A 19,874-nucleotide genomic window follows, 5' to 3' on the forward strand; every position below is an offset into this window, starting at 1 on the left:
TCGACGCGTACAGCTGACAGCTGCAGTGTGGCGCCAGGGAGCCCCGGGAAGGCCGGTGCGCCCCAACAGGTAGCAACTCTATACCCCTAGGGGGTATGAACGCGAGAGGGGGTGATGTCGCTTCGCGCGCTATCGGCCATTCGGCGGATCGGTGGCCGGGGCGGCCGAGGGGGCCCGGAGGGCCCGGTCGCCGACCAGCGGCTCCAGATAGCGGAGGAGTACGGTCTTCAACTCCTTGATGTATGCCTCCCGCTCCTTGCCCTCGTGAGCCATGATCACGTCGAGTCCCGCCTTGAAGACGATGAAGATCATGGTGGCGATGCGGGTGATCTCGGCGGGCGGCGTGTCCGGGAGGTACCCACCGAGGATGGCCTCGACCCGGGAGAGCATCGTCGTGTGCAGGGTGTCGTGCTCGCGGATGATCACGCCGGGGATCTCGGAGCCGTGCATCAGGACGGTGAAGGCCGGATTCTCGCAGTTGAACGTGATCAGCGGGTCGAGGGTGGCGTCCAGCATCCGGTCGAGGGGGAGTGCCAGATTGTCCGGCAGGAAGGCCGCTCCGTACGTCTCGCGCCAGCGCCCCAGCAGCTGGTCGCCGAGTTCGACGGCGATGGCCTCCTTGTTCGGGAAGAACTGGTAGAGCGTGCCCGGCGAGACGCCGGCCTCGCGGGCGATGGCGTTGGTGCTCGCGGCGGTGTAGCCGGTCGCGCAGAAGACGCTGGCGGCCGCTTTGAGGAGCTGAGCGATGCGGGCTTCGCCGCGGGCCTGGCGGCGGCGCGGCCGGCCGGCGGCGGTGCCCGCACCCCCGGCGGCGCGTGCGTCCTTGGTGGCGCCCTTCCCCTCGGTGGCGCCCGCGTCCCCGGTGGTGCCCTTCCCTCCGGCGGCTCCGGCGGCTCCGGATCTGGCCTCCGACACGGTAATCCCCAGCTTTCCTCACGCGTTTGACAAACGCGAGTGGGCGCTCGCATTCTTGTGGAACGCGAGCGATGACTCGTGTTTGCCAGTGTATGTGGCAACGAGTGACCCATGCTGCCCTGTGCCGCCCGGGTCTGGGGGAAGGGGACATCGCACCATGCCTCAAGTCAACCGCTCGGAGCGCCTGGGGGGCTGGACCCGGTTCGTCACCGCGCGGCCGCGGCTCGCGCTGCTGGCGGCCCTGGTGATCACGGCGCTCGCGGTGTTCGCGGGCAGCGGCGTCGCCGACCGGATGGGCAGCGGTGGCTGGGAGGCCCCCGATGCCGAGTCCACCTATACGACCAAGGCGCTGGAGCGCGAGTTTCCCGCGTCCCAGCCCAACCTTCTGCTGCTGGTCGACAGCGGCAGCTCTTCTGTCGACGACCCTGCGGTGGCCGCCGAGGCCGCACGGCTCACCGAGAAGCTGGCTGCGGAGAAGGACATCACGGGCGTCGGTTCGTACTGGCAGAGCAAGTCGCCCGGGCTCCGCGCCAAGGACGGGCGGGAGGCATTGATCGCGGCCAGGATCGAGGGCCACGACAAGGCGGTGGGCGAGGTCCTGGACCGGATAGCCCCCACCTACCGAGGGACGCACGGCCCGGTGAAGGTCTCGGTCGGCGGCCCCGTCGCCGTACGGCACGAGATGCAGACGATCATTCAGGAGGACCTGCTGCGGGCCGAGATGATCGCCCTTCCGGTCACTCTGGTGCTGCTGGTCATGGTCTTCGGCAGCGCGATCGCGGCCCTGCTGCCGCTCGGCGTCGGCATCGTCGCGATCCTGGGGACCAACGCCGTACTGCGGGGCATCACCGAATTCACCGACGTCTCGGTCTTCGCCCAGAACCTCACCACGGCCCTCGGTCTCGGGCTCGCCATCGACTACGCCCTGTTCATCGTGCGTCGGTTCCGCGAGGAGCTCGCGGCGGGAGCGGACACCCGGGCGGCGGTGGGCACGACGCTGCGCACCGCGGGGCGCACGGTGCTGTTCTCCGCGCTGACCGTGGCGGTCTCGCTGGCCGCGATGCTGGTCTTCCCGCAGTACTTCCTGCGCTCGTTCGCCTATGCGGGGATCGCCGTGGTTCTGCTGGCGGCCGCTGCCGCGCTGATCCTGCTGCCGGCCGCGCTGATGCTTCTCGGTCCTCGGGTCAACTCCCTGGACCTGCGCCGACTGCTGCGCCGCCGGGGGAGCGAGGCGCACCACGATCCGGACACGTCGGGCAGGGGATGGGGGCGGTTCGCGACCCTGGTGATGCGCCGGGCGCCGGTCTTCGCCGTCCTCACCACGGTGGGCCTGGTCCTGCTCGGACTGCCGTTCCTCGGGGTGAAGTTCGGTACGGCGGACGACCGCCAGCTGCCCGCGGGTGCCGAGTCGCATGTCGTCCAGCAGCACATACGGGACGGTTTCCCCGGCAGCCCCGGCGGCGGCCTCGAAGTCCTCGCGGAAGGCAGCGCGACGCCCGCCCAGTACGCCGACTACCGGAACAGGATCACTGCGCTCCCCGGCGTCCTCCGAGTCGACGGACCGGTGACGGAGGGGCGGTCCGCATACTTCAGCGTGCTGCCCAAGGGGGAGGCCGTGGGGGAGGAGTCCCAGCAGCTCGTACGCGAGCTCCGGGCCCAGCCCGCGCCGTTCGACACCTCGGTGACGGGCACGGCTGCGGTCCTCGTCGACTCCAAGGACGCCATCGCGGACCGGCTGCCGTGGGCGGTGGGCATCATCGTCCTCGTGACGCTGCTGCTGGTCTTCCTGCTCACCGGCAGCGTGCTCATCCCGCTCCAGGCAGTGGTGCTCAACGCTCTGAGCCTTACAGCGATGTTCGGAGCGGTCGTCTGGGTCTTCCAGGACGGGCATCTGTCCGGACTGCTCTCCTTCACCAGTACAGGGGACATCGAGACGACCTTGCCCGTACTGATGTTCTGCGTCGCCTTCGGACTCTCCATGGACTACGGGGTGTTCCTGCTCTCCCGGATCAAGGAGGAGTACGACCGCACCGGAGACCACGAGCATTCGGTGACCTTCGGGCTGAGGCACACCGGCGGACTGATCACTGCGGCGGCCGTGATCCTCGCGGTGGTGATGGTCGCCATCGGTACGTCGCGGGTGACCAACACGAAGATGCTGGGCCTCGGTATCGCGCTCGCCGTGCTGATGGACGCCATGGTGGTGCGGAGCCTGCTGGTGCCGTCGGTGATGAAGCTGATGGGCCGGGTGACCTGGTGGGCACCCGCACCGCTGCGGGCCTTCCACCAGAGGTTCGGGCTGAGCGAAGGGGGGCCCGCATCGGTCCTCGCCGAGGACATGTCCGCGGCCGCTCCCGATCGGGACAAGATCAGCACCGGGGCGTAGATTCGACGGTCCGACGAGTGCTTCGACGGACAGCACGGGTGCGGTCCGGCCGGCGGGCGGAACGAAGGGCGGGCTGATGAGGGCAGTGGTGTTCGAGGAGTTCGGGCAGGACGCCGGGGTGCAGGATGTACCGGATCCGGTCCCCTCCGAGCAGGGCGTCGTGGTTCGAGTCGAGGCGACCGGGCTGTGCCGCAGCGACTGGCACGGCTGGATGGGCCACGACCCGGACATCACCCTGCCGCATGTGCCGGGCCACGAACTCGCCGGTGTGGTCGAGGAGGTGGGACGGGGCGTTGTCAACTGGCGGCCCGGCGACCGGGTCACCGTGCCCTTCGTCTGCGCCTGCGGGCGCTGCCCCGCCTGTGCGGCCGGTGCCCAGCAGGTCTGTGAGCGGCAGACCCAGCCGGGCTTCACCCACTGGGGCTCGTTCGCCCAGTACGTGGCTCTGGAACAGGCCGACGTCAATCTGGTCGCCGTGCCGGAGGGGTTGTCGTTCGCCACGGCAGCCGGTCTGGGGTGCAGGTTCGCCACGGCTTTCCGGGCCGTCGTCGGTCAGGGGCGGGTGGCGCCGGGCGAGTGGGTCGCGGTGCACGGATGCGGCGGGGTCGGACTGTCCGCCGTCATGATCGCGGTGGCGTGCGGGGCACGGGTGGTCGCGGTCGACGTCTCGGCTCGCGCGCTCGAACTCGCCCGGTCGTTCGGGGCGGCGGCGTGCGTGGACGCGTCCGCGCACCCGGGCGGGGCGGACGAAGCAGTGCGCGAACTGACCGGAGGCGGAGCGCATCTGTCACTCGACGCGCTGGGTTCGCCGGTCACCTGTGCCGCCTCGGTCCGCAGCCTGCGGTGGCAGGGGCGCCATGTCCAGGTGGGACTGCTGCCCACGGTGGCCGGTGACCCCGTTGTCCCCATGGCGCGGGTGATCGGTCAAGAACTGGAGATCCTCGGCAGCCACGGAATGGCCGCGCACGACTACCCGCCGATGATGGACATGGTGCGGGCCGGCACCCTGCGCCCCGACCTGCTGGTGACGTCCACCATCCCGCTGGACGCGGCACCGGCGGCACTCGCCGCGATGGGGAAGACGCCAGGGGCAGGAGTGACGATCATCGACCCCATGAAGTAGCCCGGCCGAGGACCGGGCGCCACGGGAACCAGGCACGGACGGAGGCCCCGTGCGGCGCCGGGTGGGACGGTCGCCGTACGGGGCCTGGAATGGACGGAGGAAGGGGAGAGGGCGTCAGTCCTTGCGGCCCCGGTTGCTCGGGCGGGCAGCGATCCAGGCGCGGACGGTGTCCGCGTACCAGTAGGGCTTACCACTCTCCACATGGTCGGGTGCGGGAAGGAGACCGTGCTTGCGGTACGAGCGAACGGTTTCCGGCTGTACCCGGATGTGCGCGGCAATGTCCTTGTAGGACCAGAGCCTTCTGTCCGTCATAAGTGACACCTCTCTGTGCCGCGGCGGCAGCCGGGGGCTGTCGGGGGCACTGCGGCACGGACGCTGACGATCACTCAGCCTGTGTCCGGTGAACGACACGGAGTGACGAGCGGCGAGGGGCTGTCGAGCGCCTGTGACGGAAGATCCGCGTAACGCAGACATGTGTGACGAGGGGGTGATATCTGTGACAGAAGGCGTGCATGTGGGCCGGAGGCGGCTATGCGTGCCAGAGTGCGGACCAGGTCTGCGGACCGACCAGGCCGTCCGGGACGAGTGGCGGGTGGTCCGCCTGGAAACGCAGAACAGCGGCGAGGGTCGTCGTCCCGAAGGTGCCGTCGACGGCGCTCCACGGCAGATAGCGGCGGTTGGCCAGAAGGCACTGCACCTCGGAGACCCGTTCGCCCTGTTCACCGAAGAAGGTCAGCTGGTTGCCGTCGTAGAACACGCAGGCCGCGCCGGGCGAGAGGAGCGACTGCTCCGGGGCGCGCCCGGCGGCCGAGGCGCCGGGCGCGGCGGTGAGGGTGGCGGCCAGGGCGAGTGCGGCCAGGGCTGAGGCCCCAGCCGTCCTGGCGGAGAGAGACATCTTGCGGATCACGGTGAGTTGCTCCTCGTGCGGTCACGGGGTGCGGAAGGGACCGCACCCGCTTCTCTCCGAGCACAACACCGCACGCCGCCCGGACGTCACATCCGTGCCTGGTTCGGTGTGTCCTGCTCGGGCGCGGGTGTCTGCGCCGGGGTGCCGCAGGAGCGAAGGAAGGCGCGGGTGCGGCGGGCGATCGGCAGTGGCTTGTCGGGCGGGCACGGATACATGTCCTGCTCGACGATCGCGAACAGGTCGACGTCCAGCCGGCGGGCCGCGTCCAGCACGGGACCCAGGGCGGGTACACCGTTCGGTGGTTCGCACATGACGCCCCGTGCCACGGCCGGCCCGAACGGCACCTCGTCCGCCACGACTTCGGCCAGGACGTCCGGGTCGACCTGCTTGAGGTGCAGATAGCCGATCCGCTCGCCGTAGGTCTCGATCAGCTTGACGCTGTCCCCGCCGCAGTAGGCGTAGTGGCCGGTGTCGAGACAGAGCGAGACCAGGTCGGGATCAGTGGCGTCGAGGAACCGGTTGACGTTCTCCTCGCTGTCGATGTGGGTGTCGGCATGGGGGTGGACGACGATCCGCAGTCCGTAACGGTCCCGCACCTCGCGGCCCAGCCGCTCCGTCTGCGTGGTGAGGTGGCGCCACTGTTCCGCGGTGAGGGTGCGGTCCTCAAGGATCTCGCCCGTCTTGTCGTCGCGCCAGAACGACGGAATGACCACCAGATGCCCAGCGCCCATCGCCCGGGTGAGTGCCGCGATGTCGGCGACATGCGCCCAGGTCCGTTCCCAGACGTCCGGGCCGTGGTGCAATCCGGTGAAAACGGTGCCCGCGGAGACGGTGAGTCCGCGGCGGCCGATCTCCTCGGCGAGGCGGGCCGGGTCGGTCGGGAGATAGCCGTACGGGCCCAGCTCGATCCACTCGTAACCCGCCTCGGACACCTCGTCGAGGAAGCGCTGCCACGGCACTTGACGGGGATCGTCGGGGAACCAGACCCCCCAGGAGTCGGGTGCCGAGCCGATACGGATGCGGGCCGGAGCGGAAGCGGAGGAGGTCATGCGGCCAAGAATTCGGCGCCGGAAGACGAGTGTCAAGAGTACGTCCGTATGTCCGGACAAAATGTTGACAGGGTTCCGGAGAGAGGGCTAGACCTGGGGGCAGCCGCTCCGGTCGCCGGTCGAAGGGACGCGTATGCCTGAGATGTACGACGTGATCACCATGGGGCGGATCGGGGTGGACCTCTACCCCCTGGAGACCGGACGCCCGCTGGCTCAGGTCGACACGTTCGGGAAGTTCCTCGGCGGCTCACCGACCAATGTGGCTGTTGCGGCCGCCCGGCTCGGACGGCGGACGGCGGTGGTGACACGCACCGGCCGGGACGCGTTCGGGGACTATCTCCACCAGCAGTTGCGGGAGTTCGGGGTGGACGACCGATGGGTGACGCCTGTCGACGCGTATCCGACTCCGGTGACCTTCTGCGAGATCTTTCCGCCCGACGACTTCCCGCTCTACTTCTACCGCCTGCCCAAGGCGCCCGACCTGGAGATCCACGAAGCGGAACTCGACCTGGACGCGATCCGGGCGGCCCGGGTCTTCTGGATGACCGGCACCGGACTGTGCGCGGAACCCAGTCGCACGGCGACGCTGGCGGCGTTGCGCGCCAGGGGCGAGGCGCGGGCGGAGTCCGGCAGCGAGCGAGGCCTCGCGCGAGGTCGCTGCACGGTCTTCGACCTGGACTGGCGCCCGATGTTCTGGGCCGGCGAGCCCGATCACCCCGGCACGGACCACCTCGTCCACCCCACGGCCACCGCGCGCTACCGCGAGGCCCTCGCCCACGCCACCGTCGCCGTCGGCAATCTCGACGAGTGCCGGATCGCCACCGGGGAGCGCGAGCCGTATGCGGCCGCCCGCGCCCTGCTCGCCGCCGGGGTCGAGCTCGCCGTCGTCAAGCAGGGCCCCAAGGGCGTCCTCGCCGTCCACCGGGACGGCACCGTCGCCGACGTCCCGCCCCTGCCGGTGGACGTCGTCAACGGTCTCGGCGCCGGAGACGCCTTCGGCGGGGCGCTCTGCCACGGGCTGCTCGCGGGCTGGGAGACCGAGCGCATCATGCGGTACGCCAACGCAGCCGGTGCCATCGTCGCCTCCCGGCTCGCCTGTTCGCCCGCCATGCCCTTCCCCTACGAGGTGGAAGAGGCACTCGTCCGCGGCGCCGTCACCACCGGCGAACCCGAACCCGAACCCGGAACCGGGCCCGGGGCGGTCTCATGACACCCGCGGCCTCCTCCGTCGCCGACCTCGTACGGCTGCGCGTGCGCCACCCCGAAGCCGTCGCCGAGGCCGCCGCCCACCGCCGCAGACGGCCCCTCGTCGGTGACAGCGGGCGCCTGATGATCATCGCGGCGGACCATCCGGCCCGCGGCTCCTTCGCCGTCGGCGGGCACGAACTGGCCATGGCCAACCGGTTCGAGCTCCTGGAGCGGCTCTGCCTCGCCCTCTCCCGCCCCGGCGTCGACGGTGTCCTCGGTACCGCCGACATCCTCGACGACCTGCTGCTCCTCGGCGCGTTGGAGGACAAGGTCGTCATCGGCTCGATGAACCGCGGTGGTCTTGCGGGCGCCTCCTTCGAACTCGACGACCGCTTCACCGGCCACCGGCCCGACGACCTCGCCCGGCTCGGCTTCGACGCGGGCAAGCTGCTGCTCCGCATCGACTACGACGACCCCGGCTCCCTCGACACCATGCACGCCACTGCCCGCGCCATCGACGCCATGGCCGCGCACCGGCTGCCGGTCTTCGTCGAGCCGTTTCTCTGCCGCCGGATCGACGGCAAGGTCCGCAACGACCTCGGCGCGGCCGCGGTGACCACGTCGATCGCCATCGCCTCGGGACTCGCGGGGACCTCCGCGTACACCTGGCTCAAGGTGCCCGTCACCGAGAACCCCGACGACATGGCGCGCGTGATGGAGACATCGACGCTGCCTGCCGTGCTGCTGGGCGGCGAGGTGGGCGGCGACCAGGAGGGCGTGTACGAGAAATGGCGTGGCGCGCTGCGACTTCCCACCGTTCAGGGGCTGGTGGTGGGGAGGTCGCTGCTCTATCCGGTCGACGGGGATGTGGCCGGTGCCGTCGACACGGCCGTGGCACTGCTGTAGCGAGTGGACAGGGAGGGGTAGGGAGAAGGCATGACGACGGACCATGAGGAACGCGTAGGGGAACGGCCGCGGCACCGGTGGCATCTGCCCGCGGGCAGCGCGGCGGAGGGACCGTACGCCCTGGACATCGATCCGAAGCGGGCCGGCTGGGACCGGTCGAGCCTGCGTGTGGTGGAGCTGCGGCCCGGTGGTGTTCACCCATTTGTCACCGGGGAGAGTGAGTGGATCGTCCTGCCGTTGACCGGTGGCTGTACGGTGCACACCTCAGGTGAGATCTTTGAACTGCTGGGCCGGGAAAGCGTGTTCAGCGGGGTGTCCGACTTCGCCTACGTACCACGCGACGCCCATGCGCAGATCGCCTCCGGCGCAGGAGGCCGCTTCGCCCTGGCAGGAGCGAAGTGCGAGCGACGACTCCCCGCTCGCTACGGCCCCGCGCCGGAGGTACCCGTCGAGCTGCGCGGCTCCGGGACCTGCTCGCGCCAGGTCCACAACTTCGCCGCCGCCGACACGTTCGAGTGCGACCGGCTGATTGCCGTCGAGGTCCTCACCCCCGGTGGCAACTGGTCCTCGTATCCGCCGCACAAACATGACGAACACCGCCCCGGAGCCGAGTCGGTTCTCGAAGAGATCTACTACTTCGAGATCGAGGAGCGGGGTGGCACGGCCGGGTTCGGCTATCACCGGGTCTCCCCGTCCCGGCCCGGCGGCACGGATGTCCTCGCCGAGGTCCGCAGTGGCGACGCGGTCCTGATCCCCGACGGCTGGCACGGCCCGTCCATCGCCGCCCCCGGCCACACCATGTACTACCTCAACGTGATGGCCGGCCCGGGGGAGCAGCGGGAGTGGCTGATCAGCGACCACCCCGATCACGGCTGGATCCGCGACACCTGGCCGGCGCAGCCGGTCGACCCCCGGCTCCCGCTCCACGGAATCTCCGGCCCCTCCGGACTCTCCGGTCAGGAGGCATCCCGATGAGCACCCGCAGGCTCACCACCGCCCAGGCCCTGGTCTCCTTCCTCGCCCGCCAGTACACCGAGCGCGACGGCCGGCGGCAGCGTCTGGTCAGCGCCACCTGGGGCATCTTCGGCCATGGCAACGTCGCCGGAATCGGCCAGGCGCTGCTGGAGACCGGGCCCTCCATGCCCTTCCTCCAGGGCCGCAACGAGCAGTCCATGGTGCACGCCGCCGTCGGGTACGCCCGCCAGTCCGGCCGGCTCTCCGCACACGCCGTCACCACATCCATCGGCCCCGGCGCCACCAACCTCGTCACCGGTGCCGCCCTTGCCACGATCAATCACCTCCCCGTCCTGCTGCTCCCCGGCGACACCTTCGCGACCCGCCCCGCCGACCCCGTCCTGCAACAGCTCGAAGTCCCGTCCGCCGGCGATGTCTCCGTCAACGACTGTCTGCGCCCCGTCTCCCGCTACTTCGACCGGATCACCCGCCCCGAGGCGCTCGTCCCGGCCGCCCTCCAGGCGATGCGGATCCTCGCCGACCCGGCGGAGACCGGTGCCGTCACACTCGCGCTGCCGCAGGACGTACAGGCGGAGGCGTACGACTGGCCGGAGGAGTTCTTCGCCGAGCGCATCTGGTACGTACGCCGGCCCGCGCCCGACGCCCATGAACTGGAGCAGGCGGTACGGGCCGTGCGCACTGCCCGCCGGCCACTGATCGTCGCAGGCGGCGGCGTCCATCACAGCGCCGCCGAGGAGACCCTCGCCGCGTTCGCCGCCGCCACCCGGATCCCGGTCGCCTCCACCCAGGCGGGCAAGGGCTCGCTGCGCCACGACCACCCCGCCGATGTCGGCGGCATCGGCCCGACCGGCACCGCGGCCGCCGACGAGCTGGCCCGCAGCGCCGACCTGGTCATCGGCATCGGCACCCGCTACTCCGACTTCACCACCGCCTCCGCCACGCTCTTCGCCAACCCGGCGGTGCGCTTCCTCAACCTCAACATCACCGGCTTCGACGCCCACAAGCTCGCCGCACTCCCGCTCGTCGCCGACGCCCGCACCGCCCTCGAAGCGCTGAGCGGGGCCCTGAACGGGCGCAACTACCGCGTCGACCCGGCGTACGAGACCGAGTGCACCGAGGCGAAGGAGCACTGGGAGCAACGCGTCGACGCCGCGTTCGCCGCCGACGACCCCCACGCCCGGCCCACCCAGGCCCAGGTCATCGGCCTGCTCGACACCCTGGTCACCGACGACGACATCCTGGTCAACGCCGCGGGTTCGCTCCCCGGCGACCTGCACAAGCTGTGGCGGACCCGTTCCCGACGCCAGTACCACGTGGAGTACGGCTACTCCTGCATGGGATACGAGATCCCGGCCGCGATCGGCGTACAGCTGGCCGCCCCCGGCCGTCCCGTCTGGGCGCTCGTCGGCGACGGCACGTACCTGATGAACCCCACCGAGATCGTCACCGCCGTGCAGGAGAACCTCCCGATCAAGGTCGTCGTCCTGCAGAACCACGGCTACGCCTCGATCGGCGGGCTCTCCGAGACGGTCGGCGGCGAACGTTTCGGCACGGCCTACCGGCGCCGGGGCGCCGACGGGAGTTTCACCGGCCCCCCGCTGCCCGTCGATCTCGCCGCCAACGCGGCCTCCCTCGGAATGCGGGTGCTGCGCGCGAAGACCGTCCATGACCTGCGCGAAGCCCTCACCGAGGCGCGGAGCGCGGACCGCCCCACTTGTGTCTACGTCGAGACCGAAACGGCAGACACAGTGTCGGGCCCGCCTCCGGCGCAGGCGTGGTGGGATGTTCCTGTAGCCGAAACGGCCACCCGCCCGTCGGCGGTAAAAGCCCGGGAAGACTACGACCGGCAAGTCGCAGCCCGACGCCGCCACCTCTGAAGGCCTGAAGGAGTTTCGTAATGAAGACTGTCAACCACTGGATCGGTGGCAAGACCGTCGAGGGCACGTCGGGCAACTACGGCCCGGTCACCGACCCGGCCACCGGCGCCGTCACCACCCAGGTCGCGCTCGCCTCCCTCGAAGAGGTCGACGCCGCGGTCGCCGCAGCGAAGGACGCGTACGCCACGTGGGGCACGTCGTCGCTGGCCGCCCGCACCGCCGTCCTCTTCCGCTACCGCGCGCTGCTCGACGCCCACCGCGACGACATCGCCGCGCTGATCACCGCCGAGCACGGCAAGGTGCACTCCGATGCGCTCGGCGAGGTCGCCCGCGGTCTGGAGATCGTCGAGCTGGCCTGCGGCATCACGACCCAGCTCAAGGGCGAGCTGTCCACCCAGGTCTCCAGCCGGGTCGACGTCTCCTCGATCCGTCAGTCGCTCGGTGTCGTCGCGGGCATCACGCCGTTCAACTTCCCGGCCATGGTGCCGATGTGGATGTTCCCGCTGGCCATCGCGTGCGGCAACACGTTCGTCCTCAAGCCCAGCGAGAAGGACCCGTCGGCCGCCAACCTGCTGGCCGAGCTGGCCGCCGAGGCCGGTCTGCCGGACGGCGTACTGAACGTCCTGCACGGCGACAAGGTCGCGGTCGACGGGCTGCTGAACCACCCGGACGTCGCCGCGGTCTCCTTCGTCGGCTCGACCCCGATCGCCCGCTACATCCACACCACCGCCTCCGCCAACGGCAAGCGCGTCCAGGCGCTCGGCGGTGCGAAGAACCACATGCTGGTCCTGCCCGACGCGGACCTCGACGCCGCCGCCGACGCCGCGGTCTCCGCCGCCTACGGCTCCGCCGGTGAGCGCTGCATGGCGATCTCCGCGGTTGTCGCGGTGGGCGCCATCGGTGACGAGCTCGTCGCCAAGATCAAGGAGCGGGCCGAGAAGATCAAGATCGGTCCCGGCAACGACCCGACGTCCGAGATGGGTCCGCTGATCACCGCGGCCCACCGCGACAAGGTCGCCTCGTACGTCACCGGCGCGGCGGCCCAGGGCGCCCAGGTCGTCCTCGACGGCACCGGCCACACCGTCGACGGCTTCGAGGGCGGCCACTGGATCGGCCTCTCCCTCCTCGACCACGTGTCCACCGACTCGGACGCCTACAAGGACGAGATCTTCGGCCCGGTGCTCTGCGTTCTGCGCACCGAGACGTACGAGGAGGGCGTCGCCCTCATGAACGCCTCGCCGTTCGGCAACGGCACCGCGATCTTCACGCGCGACGGCGGCGCCGCCCGCCGCTTCCAGTTGGAGATCGAGGCCGGCATGGTCGGCGTCAACGTGCCGATCCCGGTGCCGGTGGGCTACCACTCCTTCGGCGGCTGGAAGGACTCGCTCTTCGGCGACCACCACATCTACGGCAACGATGGCGTGCACTTCTACACCCGTGGCAAGGTCGTCACCACCCGCTGGCCGGACCCGGCGGACGCCCCGGCGGGCGTGGACCTGGGCTTCCCGCGCAACCACTGATCGCCACCGGTTCCGCCGCTCTTCCGCGCCGACGGCCCGTACGGAAGCTGTATCCGTACGGGCCGTCGGCATGCACGGAAGCCGTATCCGGCTGCCCGGCCCGCTCTCACATGCGCCGCAGGCCCACGTACTGGAGCGCACCCATGGCCGCCACCGTCAGGCCCTGGAACACGATCCACCCGTTGCCGGCGCCCGTCGCCGTCAGCGCGTCCACGAGCACGGTCACGACACTTGCCACGGCCCAGGCCACGTTCAGGCCGATGACGACGGCGACCGCGCCGCGGCTGATGCGCTCCTGACGGGAGACGGTCAGCACCCACAGGGCGTACACGGTGAGGAACACGCCCACCGCGTACTGCACGGACGGAGGCACGCCGAGGAACGAGTCCAGGACCGTGGCCAGCGCGAGGTAGCCGATGCCGTTCGCACCGGTGAGGACCACGTCCGCCACGAGGGCCAGGCGGAGAAGGCCATCGGAACGGGCGGCACCCGTCGACGGGACCGTACCCACGTTCTGGGACGACATCATGAGGTCTTCCTTTCGTTGTCATGCGGTCACGCGGGCAACAAGCCGCCGCCGGTCCGCGCGGCCGAGGCAGGAGGGCCCCGGACGGCGTCGTTCCCGGTGGAACGCACGCCCGTACAGGGACGGTATGGACGGAGGGCGGAGGCGCTCAATTACCTCCCGGGTAATGGCCGGTCGTCCCGTCGGCCGCTCAGCGACCCACCACCTGTGCCGGATCGGTGCCGAGCCCGGAAAGCCGAAGGGGGAGCCGCGACGGCTCCCCCCTTCGGCTCACGGCGTCACCGTGCGGCGTCCGCGGCCCTCTCGGCAGGGACCGCCTCGGCGATCATCCGCGCCATCGGAACGGCGCCCACCCGGCCCGAGACCAGGAACGCGAGCACCATCGTCGCCACCATGATCACCGTGCCGAGCCACACCATCGTCTCGACCGGCACGGTGTACGCCCCCACCGTCCGCACCACACACTCACCCAGCAGCGCCGCACCCCACACCGCCGAGAACCGCGCTTCCGCCCGCCGGAACGCCGCCGACTCCGCGGACAGCCGCTGCCATGCGGTGTCCTTGGCCGCCTCACCCTTGACCAGCCACGGCCGCACCGCCGCGCTCATCATCGGCTGCCCCCTCCACGCGGTGACCAGGACGACGAGCCCGATGATGCTGCTCACCCCGCTGTCCTTGGCGAGCATCAGCCGCGGGTCACCGACCATCAGGCTCGTCAGCAGTCCGACCACGTTGACCGTCACCATCAGCGCCGCCAGCCCATTGAACCGGCGCCTGCGCGCCACCCCCCACACGGTCCGGACGACCGGCACCACGCTGCTCCAGGCCAGCGCCGCGAACGTCCCCGTGCCCGCCGCCTTCAGCGCGTAGTACGAGACGAGCGGCACGCCCACATCCACGAGCAGCGGCAGCACATTGTTGAGCAGCGCGCTGCGGGGAGCGGACGGGGCGGCGACCGGAGCATCTGCGACAGGGGCGGTGGCTGTGGCGGCCGGGCTGCTCATGACGGGTTCCTCTCCCGTATCGGCGGACGCCTTCGCGGCCCCGCTCTCGGTACGTACAGACTGGCCGCCGGGGCCCGGTGCCCGGCAGAGCCGCGTGTACCGAGGTACGTATGACGAATGTCAGCCCCTGCCGATGACGGCCCGGGGCCTTTCGCGGCGCCCGTAACTCGCTCGCCTCGTCGGCCGGCCCGGTGTTGTGATGGGGGAATGACCGCCCCGACCAGGCCACAGCACGAGATCCGCGCCCAGTACACGGACACGACCGTCACCATCTACCAGGCGTACTCACCGCTCATCGGCCGGCCCGCCGTGCGCGACGGGCGCTTCCCGGACGTCTGGAAGCGCGACCGCATGACGTGGATCAAGCCCAGCTTCCTGTGGATGATGTACCGCTGCGGCTGGGGCACGAAGGAGGGCCAGGAGACCGTCCTGGCGGTGGAGATCACCCGCGAGGGCTTCGCCTGGGCCCTGAACCATGCCGAACTCTCGCACTACGTGAGGGGAGTTCACCCGGACCGGGCCACCTGGCAGCGCAGCCTGCGCCGTTCCCCGGCCCGCGTCCAGTGGGACCCCGAACGCGACCTCCGGCTGAACCCGCTCCCGTACCGCTCCCTGCAGCTGGGGCTCGGCGCAGAAGCGGCGCGGCGGTACGCGGACGAGTGGACGGTCTCGATCCGCGACGTCACCCCGCTCGCCCGGGAGATCCACGGCCATGTGCGGGCGGGCCGGCTCGACGAGGCGAGGGCTCTGCTGCCGGCCGAGTTGCCGTACAGGACGGACGCGACGCCGCCCAGGGGCTGACCCGACCTGCGCGACCTGGCATTCTGCACGTGTCCACCGGGCCCCGAACGCGGAGACCGGTCAGGGAAGAGGGACGAGGGGAGACAGCCGTGGAACCCACGCCTGCCCGGGAGCGGCACGACATGCTTCCCGAAGGGCTCGCCGAGGCGATACGCGACACCGCCGAGGAGATAGCGGCGCTGCTGCGCGGCCGCACGGACACGAGCGTGCCCGTCCCCGGATCCGAGTGGACGCTCGGTGAGGCGGCAGCCCATCTGGCGCAGGCCAACGAGCTGATGGCGGAGGTCGCCGCGGGCCACGAGCGCAGCTACGGCGACGGCACGCCGCAGAGCCTGGCGGCGGCCAACGAGCGCGCCCTCGCCGGGTTCGAGGAGCGTGGGGCGGATCCGCTGGCCGCAATGATCGTGGCGCAGGCGGCCGCCTTCCTCCGGGCCGCGGAACACCGAGCGCCGGACGGGTCGGTGGAGACGCCGCTGGGCTCGATGGATCTCGCCGCGCTCGGCTCGTACCTGCTCACCCACATGCTCGGCCACGGCTACGATCTCGCCCGCGCGCTCGGCCGTCCGCACATGCTTGACCGCACCCGGGTCGAGCTGTCGATGCCCTTCATGCTCACGGTCATGCCACGGGTCGTCTCCGCCGCATCCGCCGGGCTGACCGCCCGCTTCGACATCCGTCTGCGCGGCGGCTCGCGGTTCGGGGTGATCGTCACCGACGGTGCGGTGACCGTCGAGCGCGGGCCGGTGAGTCGCCCGGACTGCACGATCCTCATCGAGCCGGTCACGTTCCTGCTGATCGCACTCGGCCGCTGCGATCCCCGGGGCGCCATCGCCCGCGGCCGCGTGCTCACCTGGGGTCGCAAGCCCTGGCTCGCACCCCGCTTCCCGACCTTGTTCACGGCTCCCTGAGGCAGCCGAGCTCACGGCCCGTCAGCCCGGCGAGGGCCGTGGCGTCGGAGGCGGCCGGCACGCGCGGGCATACCGCGTACGGAGTACGGCGGGGGAGCGCCGTACGCCGGAAGGAGGCCGGACAGTTCCCCCTCGCGGCAGCCTGGGCGCGAGGGCCGTGCGCTTAGGGTCGACACATGCAGACCCCTGACTCCCGATGGCGCCGGTGGACCCGTAAGCGCAGCCGGTGGGCGGCGGCCGTGGCCGCACTCGTCGTGCTCGCGGGTGCCGGCACCTGGACCGCGGTGGCCGACGACCGTGCGCCCGCCGTGCACCGCGAGGACCGGACGATGCGGATCGACGGGGTGTCCCTCGACACCTCGTACTTCACGTCCGGCGGTTCGGAGCGACGGCCCGCCGTGCTGATCGGGCACGGCTTCGGAGGTTCCAAGGACGATGTGCGGGCGCAGGCGGAGGAGCTGGCCGGTGCCGGGTACGCCGTCATGACCTGGTCCGCCCGCGGATTCGGGAAGTCCGGCGGGGAGATCTCGCTCAACGCGCCCGACCGCGAGGTCAAGGACGTGTCCGGGCTGATCGACTGGCTGGCCCGGCGGCCCGAGGTGCAGCTGGACGCGAAGGGCGACCCGCGGGTCGGCGTCACGGGCGCCTCGTACGGTGGCGCGGTCTCGCTCCTCGCTGCCGGATACGACCGGCGCGTCGATGCCATCGCGCCGGTGATCACGTACTGGAACCTCGCCGACGCGCTCTTCCCCGACGGGGTCTTCAAGAAGCTCTGGGCCGGGATCTTCGTCACCTCGGGCGGCGGTTGCGAGAAGTTCGAGAAGCAGCTCTGTGCCATGTACGAACGGGTCGCCGTCTCCGGGAAGCCGGACGCCGCCGCGCGTGCGCTGCTCAGTGAACGGTCGCCGAGCGCCGTCGGCGACCGCATCAAGGTGCCCGCGCTCATCGTGCAGGGGCAGACCGACTCCCTCTTCCCCCTCGGCCAGGCCGATGCCATGGCGCGGACCATCAGTGGGAACGGCGCACCCGTCGCCGTCGACTGGATCGCGGGCGGGCACGACGGCGGGGACATGGAGAGCGGGCGGGTCGAGAACCGGATCGGGGCCTGGTTCGACCGCTATCTGAAGGAGGACAAGGGCGCCGGCACCGGGCCCGCCTTCCGCGTCACTCGGACCGGAGGCATCGACTCCACGGACGGGGCGGCGCTCCAGCGCGGGGCAAGCAGCGACACGTATCCCGGGCTGTCCAGCGGCGACCGGCAGATCGCGCTGACCGCGACGAGCGACGGGCCGGGCATCGCGGGCGCGGGTACACCGGCGAGTGGCGGGCGGAGCGGTGGATCCGCGGACCGTCGGACGCAGACCTTCCGCAACCCCGCCGGTGCCAACCCGCCCGCCATCTCCGCCGTCCCGGGGGTCGGCGGCGGCATCGCCCAGCTCTCGTCCCTCGGCGTCGGTCTGTCGATCGACTTCCCCGGCCAGTACGCCCGCTTCGACTCCGCACCGCTCGATACGTCGATGCGCATCACCGGATCGCCCACCGTCCGCGTGAAGGTGACGGCCGGGCAGGGCGACGCGGTCCTGTTCGGCAAGGTGTACGACGTCTCGCCGGACGGGAAGCAGCAGGTGCTGCCCGCCCAGCTCGTCGCCCCCTACCGGATCACGCCGGAGCGGCAGAACAAGACCGTCGAGCTGACCCTGCCCGCCGTCGACCACGCACTCGACGCCGGACACCGGCTCCGGCTCGTCCTCTCCGCCACGGACCTCGGCTACGCCTCACCGGCCGAGCCGACCACGTACAGCGTCTCCCTCGCCGGCCCGCTGACCGTCCCCACCGCTCCCGCGGTGAAGACGGCATCGGCCGCCCTGCCGTGGTGGACCTGGGGGCTCCCGGCGGCGGCCGCCGTCATCGCTCTCGCCCTGCTGCTCACCGCACGGCGGCGTACCGCGACCCCCGCCCCCGACCCGGTGCTCGCCGAGGTCCCCCTCCAGATCACCGGACTGTCGAAGAAGTACGCCAAGTCCGCCGACCGGTACGCCGTGAAGGACCTCTCCTTCCGTGTGGAGAAGGGCCAGGTCCTCGGACTCCTCGGGCCCAACGGCGCGGGCAAGACCACCACGCTCCGCATGCTGATGGGGCTCATCACGCCCGACGACGGCGAGATCCGCGTCTTCGGGAATGCCATCCGGCCGGGCGCGCCCGTACTGTCCCGGGTCGGCTCGTTCGTCGAGGGCGCCGGATTCCTGCCGCACCTGTCCGGGCGCGCCAACCTGGAGCTGTACTGGCAGGCCACCGGACGCCCCGCCGGGGACTCGCACATCGAGGAGGCCCTGGAGATCGCAGGGCTCGGTGACGCGCTGGCCCGCGCCGTGCGTACGTACTCCCAGGGCATGCGGCAGCGGCTCGCGATCGCCCAGGCCATGCTCGGCATGCCGGACCTCCTCATCCTCGACGAGCCGACCAACGGGCTCGACCCGCCCCAGATCCGCGAGATGCGGGACGTGATGATCCGCTACGCGGCCGGGGGCCGGACCGTCATCGTCTCCAGCCATCTCCTCTCCGAGGTCGAGCAGTCCTGCACCCACCTGGTGGTCATGGACCGGGGCCGACTCGTGCAGGCCGGACCGGTCGCCGAGATCACCGGCTCGGGCGACATGCTGCTCGTCACCGTCGCCGAGGAGATCGCCGAACCGCTCGTGGAGAAGATCGCCGCACTGCCCGGGATCGGCTCGGCCGTCCGTACGGACGACGGGCTGGGCCTGCTCGTCCGGCTCGACGGCGCGAACTCCTCCCGGCTGATCGCCGAACTGGTCCGGCTGGACGTGCCGTTGACGGGGGTCGGGCCGCACCGTCGCCTGGAGGACGCGTTCCTCACTCTGATCTCCGGAGGCTCCGCATGAGTGCCGCAGTCGATGTCACCCACGCCGCCGAGGCGCCCGGCTACCTGGCCCGGCGCACCCTGCCGCTGCGTGTCGAGGCGGTTCGGCAGCTGCGCAGGCGGCGCACTCTGCTGATGGGCGGGGTGCTGGCGGCGCTGCCGTTCATCCTGATCACCGCCTTCGCGATCGGCGGTACCCCGGGCTCCCGGGGCGGCGGTGACCGGCTCACGCTGATGGACACCGCGACCGCGTCCGCCGCGAACTTCGCCGCGACCTGCCTGTTCGTCTCGGCCGGGTTCCTGCTCGTGGTGCCGGTGGCACTGTTCTGCGGGGACACCGTCGCCTCGGAGGCCGGCTGGTCCTCGCTGCGCTACCTGCTCGCCGCACCCGTGCCACGGGCCAGGCTGCTGTGGAGCAAACTCGTCGTGGCGCTCGGCTTCAGCCTGGCCGCGATGGTGCTGCTGCCGCTCGTCGCGCTGGCCGCGGGAGCGGCGGCGTACGGCTGGGGGCCGCTCGAACTCCCCACCGGGGGTGCGCTCGCGACCGGCGACACCGTGCCGCGGCTCGCCCTCGTCGTCGCCTTCATCTTCGTCTCCCAACTGGTCACTGCCGGGCTGGCGTTCTGGCTGTCGACGAAGACCGACGCCCCGCTGGGCGCGGTCGGCGGTGCGGTCGGGCTGACCATCGTCGGCAATGTGCTGGACGCTGTCACCGCGCTCGGCTCCTGGCGCGACTTCCTGCCCGCGCACTGGCAGTTCGCCTGGGCGGACGCGCTCCAGCCGGACCTGGAGTGGGGTGGCATGGCGAAGGGGGCGGCGATCTCGGTGACGTACGCCCTGATCCTTTTCGCTTTCGCGTTCCGCGGGTTCAGTCGTAAGGACATCGTGTCCTGACGTTGATGTTCCGCGGC

Annotated in this window: 17 protein-coding genes; 11 read left to right on the top strand and 6 right to left on the bottom strand. The window is 71.2% G+C overall.

Translation table 11 applies throughout. The features are described 5' to 3' along the window. Nucleotides 1–129: 129 nt before the first annotated feature. Nucleotides 130–915, bottom strand: coding sequence for a TetR/AcrR family transcriptional regulator (locus OG972_RS26490; protein WP_266985478.1), 786 nt, complete (start codon nucleotides 913–915; stop codon nucleotides 130–132). Nucleotides 916–1,072: 157 nt separating this feature from the next. Between OG972_RS26490 and OG972_RS26495 the strand changes: the two genes are divergently transcribed. Together OG972_RS26495 and OG972_RS26500 are read left to right on the top strand one after the other, a co-directional pair. Beyond that, entirely contained in the window at nucleotides 1,073–3,301 is a 2,229-nt protein-coding gene (locus tag OG972_RS26495; protein ID WP_266985480.1) for an MMPL family transporter, read from the top strand. A gap of 76 nt (nucleotides 3,302–3,377) precedes the next feature. Beyond that, nucleotides 3,378–4,424 carry a zinc-dependent alcohol dehydrogenase family protein gene (locus tag OG972_RS26500; RefSeq protein WP_266985482.1) on the top strand — a complete coding sequence of 349 codons (1,047 nt, stop codon included), beginning with the start codon at nucleotides 3,378–3,380 and terminating at the stop codon, nucleotides 4,422–4,424. 114 nt (nucleotides 4,425–4,538) lie between these two features. Here OG972_RS26500 and OG972_RS26505 read toward each other — a convergent pair whose 3' ends face one another. The 3 genes from OG972_RS26505 to OG972_RS26515 all read right to left on the bottom strand — a co-directional run bounded on the left by OG972_RS26505 (nucleotide 4,539) and on the right by OG972_RS26515 (nucleotide 6,380). Continuing rightward, the gene (locus OG972_RS26505) at nucleotides 4,539–4,736 is read right to left on the bottom strand and encodes an AlpA family transcriptional regulator (RefSeq protein ID WP_266985484.1); all 198 of its coding nucleotides are present in this window, start codon (nucleotides 4,734–4,736) and stop codon (nucleotides 4,539–4,541) included. A 217-nt stretch (nucleotides 4,737–4,953) separates the two neighbouring features. Continuing rightward, nucleotides 4,954–5,331 (bottom strand): peptidoglycan-binding protein, encoded by a 378-nt coding sequence (locus OG972_RS26510; protein ID WP_266985486.1) that lies wholly within the window; start codon nucleotides 5,329–5,331, stop codon nucleotides 4,954–4,956. 86 nt (nucleotides 5,332–5,417) lie between these two features. Next, on the bottom strand, nucleotides 5,418–6,380 hold the full coding sequence (locus tag OG972_RS26515) for a sugar phosphate isomerase/epimerase (RefSeq protein ID WP_266985488.1): 963 nt from the start codon (nucleotides 6,378–6,380) through the stop codon (nucleotides 5,418–5,420). Between the two features lie 133 nt (nucleotides 6,381–6,513). Here OG972_RS26515 and iolC point away from each other — a divergent pair, with 133 nt between their 5' ends. Genes iolC through mmsA form a run of 5 tightly spaced genes read left to right on the top strand, consistent with a single transcriptional unit; the run spans nucleotide 6,514 to nucleotide 12,846 of the window. Further along, the gene (gene iolC / locus OG972_RS26520) at nucleotides 6,514–7,590 is read left to right on the top strand and encodes a 5-dehydro-2-deoxygluconokinase (RefSeq protein WP_266985490.1); all 1,077 of its coding nucleotides are present in this window, start codon (nucleotides 6,514–6,516) and stop codon (nucleotides 7,588–7,590) included. After that, a complete protein-coding gene (locus OG972_RS26525; RefSeq protein ID WP_266985492.1) occupies nucleotides 7,587–8,474 on the top strand; it encodes a deoxyribose-phosphate aldolase in 888 nt (295 codons plus the stop codon). The genes iolC and OG972_RS26525 overlap by 4 nt, the downstream gene beginning before the upstream one ends. Before the next feature lie 30 nt (nucleotides 8,475–8,504). Continuing rightward, entirely contained in the window at nucleotides 8,505–9,449 is a 945-nt protein-coding gene (iolB, locus tag OG972_RS26530) for a 5-deoxy-glucuronate isomerase (RefSeq protein WP_266985494.1), read from the top strand. Further along, nucleotides 9,446–11,326, top strand: a complete 1,881-nt coding sequence (gene iolD / locus OG972_RS26535) for a 3D-(3,5/4)-trihydroxycyclohexane-1,2-dione acylhydrolase (decyclizing) (RefSeq protein WP_266985496.1) — start codon at nucleotides 9,446–9,448, stop codon at nucleotides 11,324–11,326. Before iolB ends, iolD begins: the two co-directional genes overlap by 4 nt. A gap of 20 nt (nucleotides 11,327–11,346) precedes the next feature. Then, nucleotides 11,347–12,846 carry a CoA-acylating methylmalonate-semialdehyde dehydrogenase gene (gene mmsA, locus OG972_RS26540; protein ID WP_266985498.1) on the top strand — a complete coding sequence of 500 codons (1,500 nt, stop codon included), beginning with the start codon at nucleotides 11,347–11,349 and terminating at the stop codon, nucleotides 12,844–12,846. A gap of 106 nt (nucleotides 12,847–12,952) precedes the next feature. On the opposite strand, the gene OG972_RS26545 is transcribed toward mmsA, so the two are convergent. Beyond that, nucleotides 12,953–13,375, bottom strand: a complete 423-nt coding sequence (locus OG972_RS26545; protein WP_266985500.1) for a hypothetical protein — start codon at nucleotides 13,373–13,375, stop codon at nucleotides 12,953–12,955. A 275-nt stretch (nucleotides 13,376–13,650) separates the two neighbouring features. Next, nucleotides 13,651–14,376, bottom strand: coding sequence for a VC0807 family protein (locus OG972_RS26550; RefSeq protein WP_266985502.1), 726 nt, complete (start codon nucleotides 14,374–14,376; stop codon nucleotides 13,651–13,653). 207 nt (nucleotides 14,377–14,583) lie between these two features. On the opposite strand from OG972_RS26550, the gene OG972_RS26555 reads away from it, so the two are divergent. From OG972_RS26555 to OG972_RS26570, 4 genes are all read left to right on the top strand, one after another. After that, nucleotides 14,584–15,177, top strand: coding sequence for a DUF4291 domain-containing protein (locus OG972_RS26555; protein WP_266985504.1), 594 nt, complete (start codon nucleotides 14,584–14,586; stop codon nucleotides 15,175–15,177). 122 nt (nucleotides 15,178–15,299) lie between these two features. Then, nucleotides 15,300–16,085 carry a maleylpyruvate isomerase family mycothiol-dependent enzyme gene (locus OG972_RS26560; protein WP_266990725.1) on the top strand — a complete coding sequence of 262 codons (786 nt, stop codon included), beginning with the start codon at nucleotides 15,300–15,302 and terminating at the stop codon, nucleotides 16,083–16,085. Nucleotides 16,086–16,261: 176 nt separating this feature from the next. Then, a complete protein-coding gene (locus OG972_RS26565) occupies nucleotides 16,262–18,985 on the top strand; it encodes an alpha/beta fold hydrolase (protein ID WP_266985505.1) in 2,724 nt (907 codons plus the stop codon). Further along, a complete protein-coding gene (locus OG972_RS26570; protein ID WP_266985506.1) occupies nucleotides 18,982–19,857 on the top strand; it encodes an ABC transporter permease in 876 nt (291 codons plus the stop codon). The genes OG972_RS26565 and OG972_RS26570 overlap by 4 nt, the downstream gene beginning before the upstream one ends. The last annotated feature ends 17 nt before the right edge of the window (nucleotides 19,858–19,874 follow it).

Origin of the sequence: Streptomyces sp. NBC_01669, from assembly GCF_026339735.1 — a bacterium.
Lineage (GTDB): Bacteria > Actinomycetota > Actinomycetes > Streptomycetales > Streptomycetaceae > Streptomyces > Streptomyces yanii.

What these genes read in the sequence shown, in the direction of transcription:
- OG972_RS26495 (WP_266985480.1), top strand. Translation starts at nt 1,073, where the DNA reads ATGCCTCAAGTCAACCGCTCGGAGCGCCTGGGGGGCTGGACCCGGTTC.
- OG972_RS26500 (WP_266985482.1), top strand. Translation starts at nt 3,378, where the DNA reads ATGAGGGCAGTGGTGTTCGAGGAGTTCGGGCAGGACGCCGGGGTGCAG.
- OG972_RS26505 (WP_266985484.1), bottom strand. Translation starts at nt 4,736, where the DNA reads ATGACGGACAGAAGGCTCTGGTCCTACAAGGACATTGCCGCGCACATC.
- OG972_RS26515 (WP_266985488.1), bottom strand. Translation starts at nt 6,380, where the DNA reads ATGACCTCCTCCGCTTCCGCTCCGGCCCGCATCCGTATCGGCTCGGCA.
- iolC (WP_266985490.1), top strand. Translation starts at nt 6,514, where the DNA reads ATGCCTGAGATGTACGACGTGATCACCATGGGGCGGATCGGGGTGGAC.
- OG972_RS26525 (WP_266985492.1), top strand. Translation starts at nt 7,587, where the DNA reads ATGACACCCGCGGCCTCCTCCGTCGCCGACCTCGTACGGCTGCGCGTG.
- iolB (WP_266985494.1), top strand. Translation starts at nt 8,505, where the DNA reads ATGACGACGGACCATGAGGAACGCGTAGGGGAACGGCCGCGGCACCGG.
- iolD (WP_266985496.1), top strand. Translation starts at nt 9,446, where the DNA reads ATGAGCACCCGCAGGCTCACCACCGCCCAGGCCCTGGTCTCCTTCCTC.
- mmsA (WP_266985498.1), top strand. Translation starts at nt 11,347, where the DNA reads ATGAAGACTGTCAACCACTGGATCGGTGGCAAGACCGTCGAGGGCACG.
- OG972_RS26545 (WP_266985500.1), bottom strand. Translation starts at nt 13,375, where the DNA reads ATGATGTCGTCCCAGAACGTGGGTACGGTCCCGTCGACGGGTGCCGCC.
- OG972_RS26550 (WP_266985502.1), bottom strand. Translation starts at nt 14,376, where the DNA reads ATGAGCAGCCCGGCCGCCACAGCCACCGCCCCTGTCGCAGATGCTCCG.
- OG972_RS26555 (WP_266985504.1), top strand. Translation starts at nt 14,584, where the DNA reads ATGACCGCCCCGACCAGGCCACAGCACGAGATCCGCGCCCAGTACACG.
- OG972_RS26560 (WP_266990725.1), top strand. Translation starts at nt 15,300, where the DNA reads ATGCTTCCCGAAGGGCTCGCCGAGGCGATACGCGACACCGCCGAGGAG.
- OG972_RS26565 (WP_266985505.1), top strand. Translation starts at nt 16,262, where the DNA reads ATGCAGACCCCTGACTCCCGATGGCGCCGGTGGACCCGTAAGCGCAGC.
- OG972_RS26570 (WP_266985506.1), top strand. Translation starts at nt 18,982, where the DNA reads ATGAGTGCCGCAGTCGATGTCACCCACGCCGCCGAGGCGCCCGGCTAC.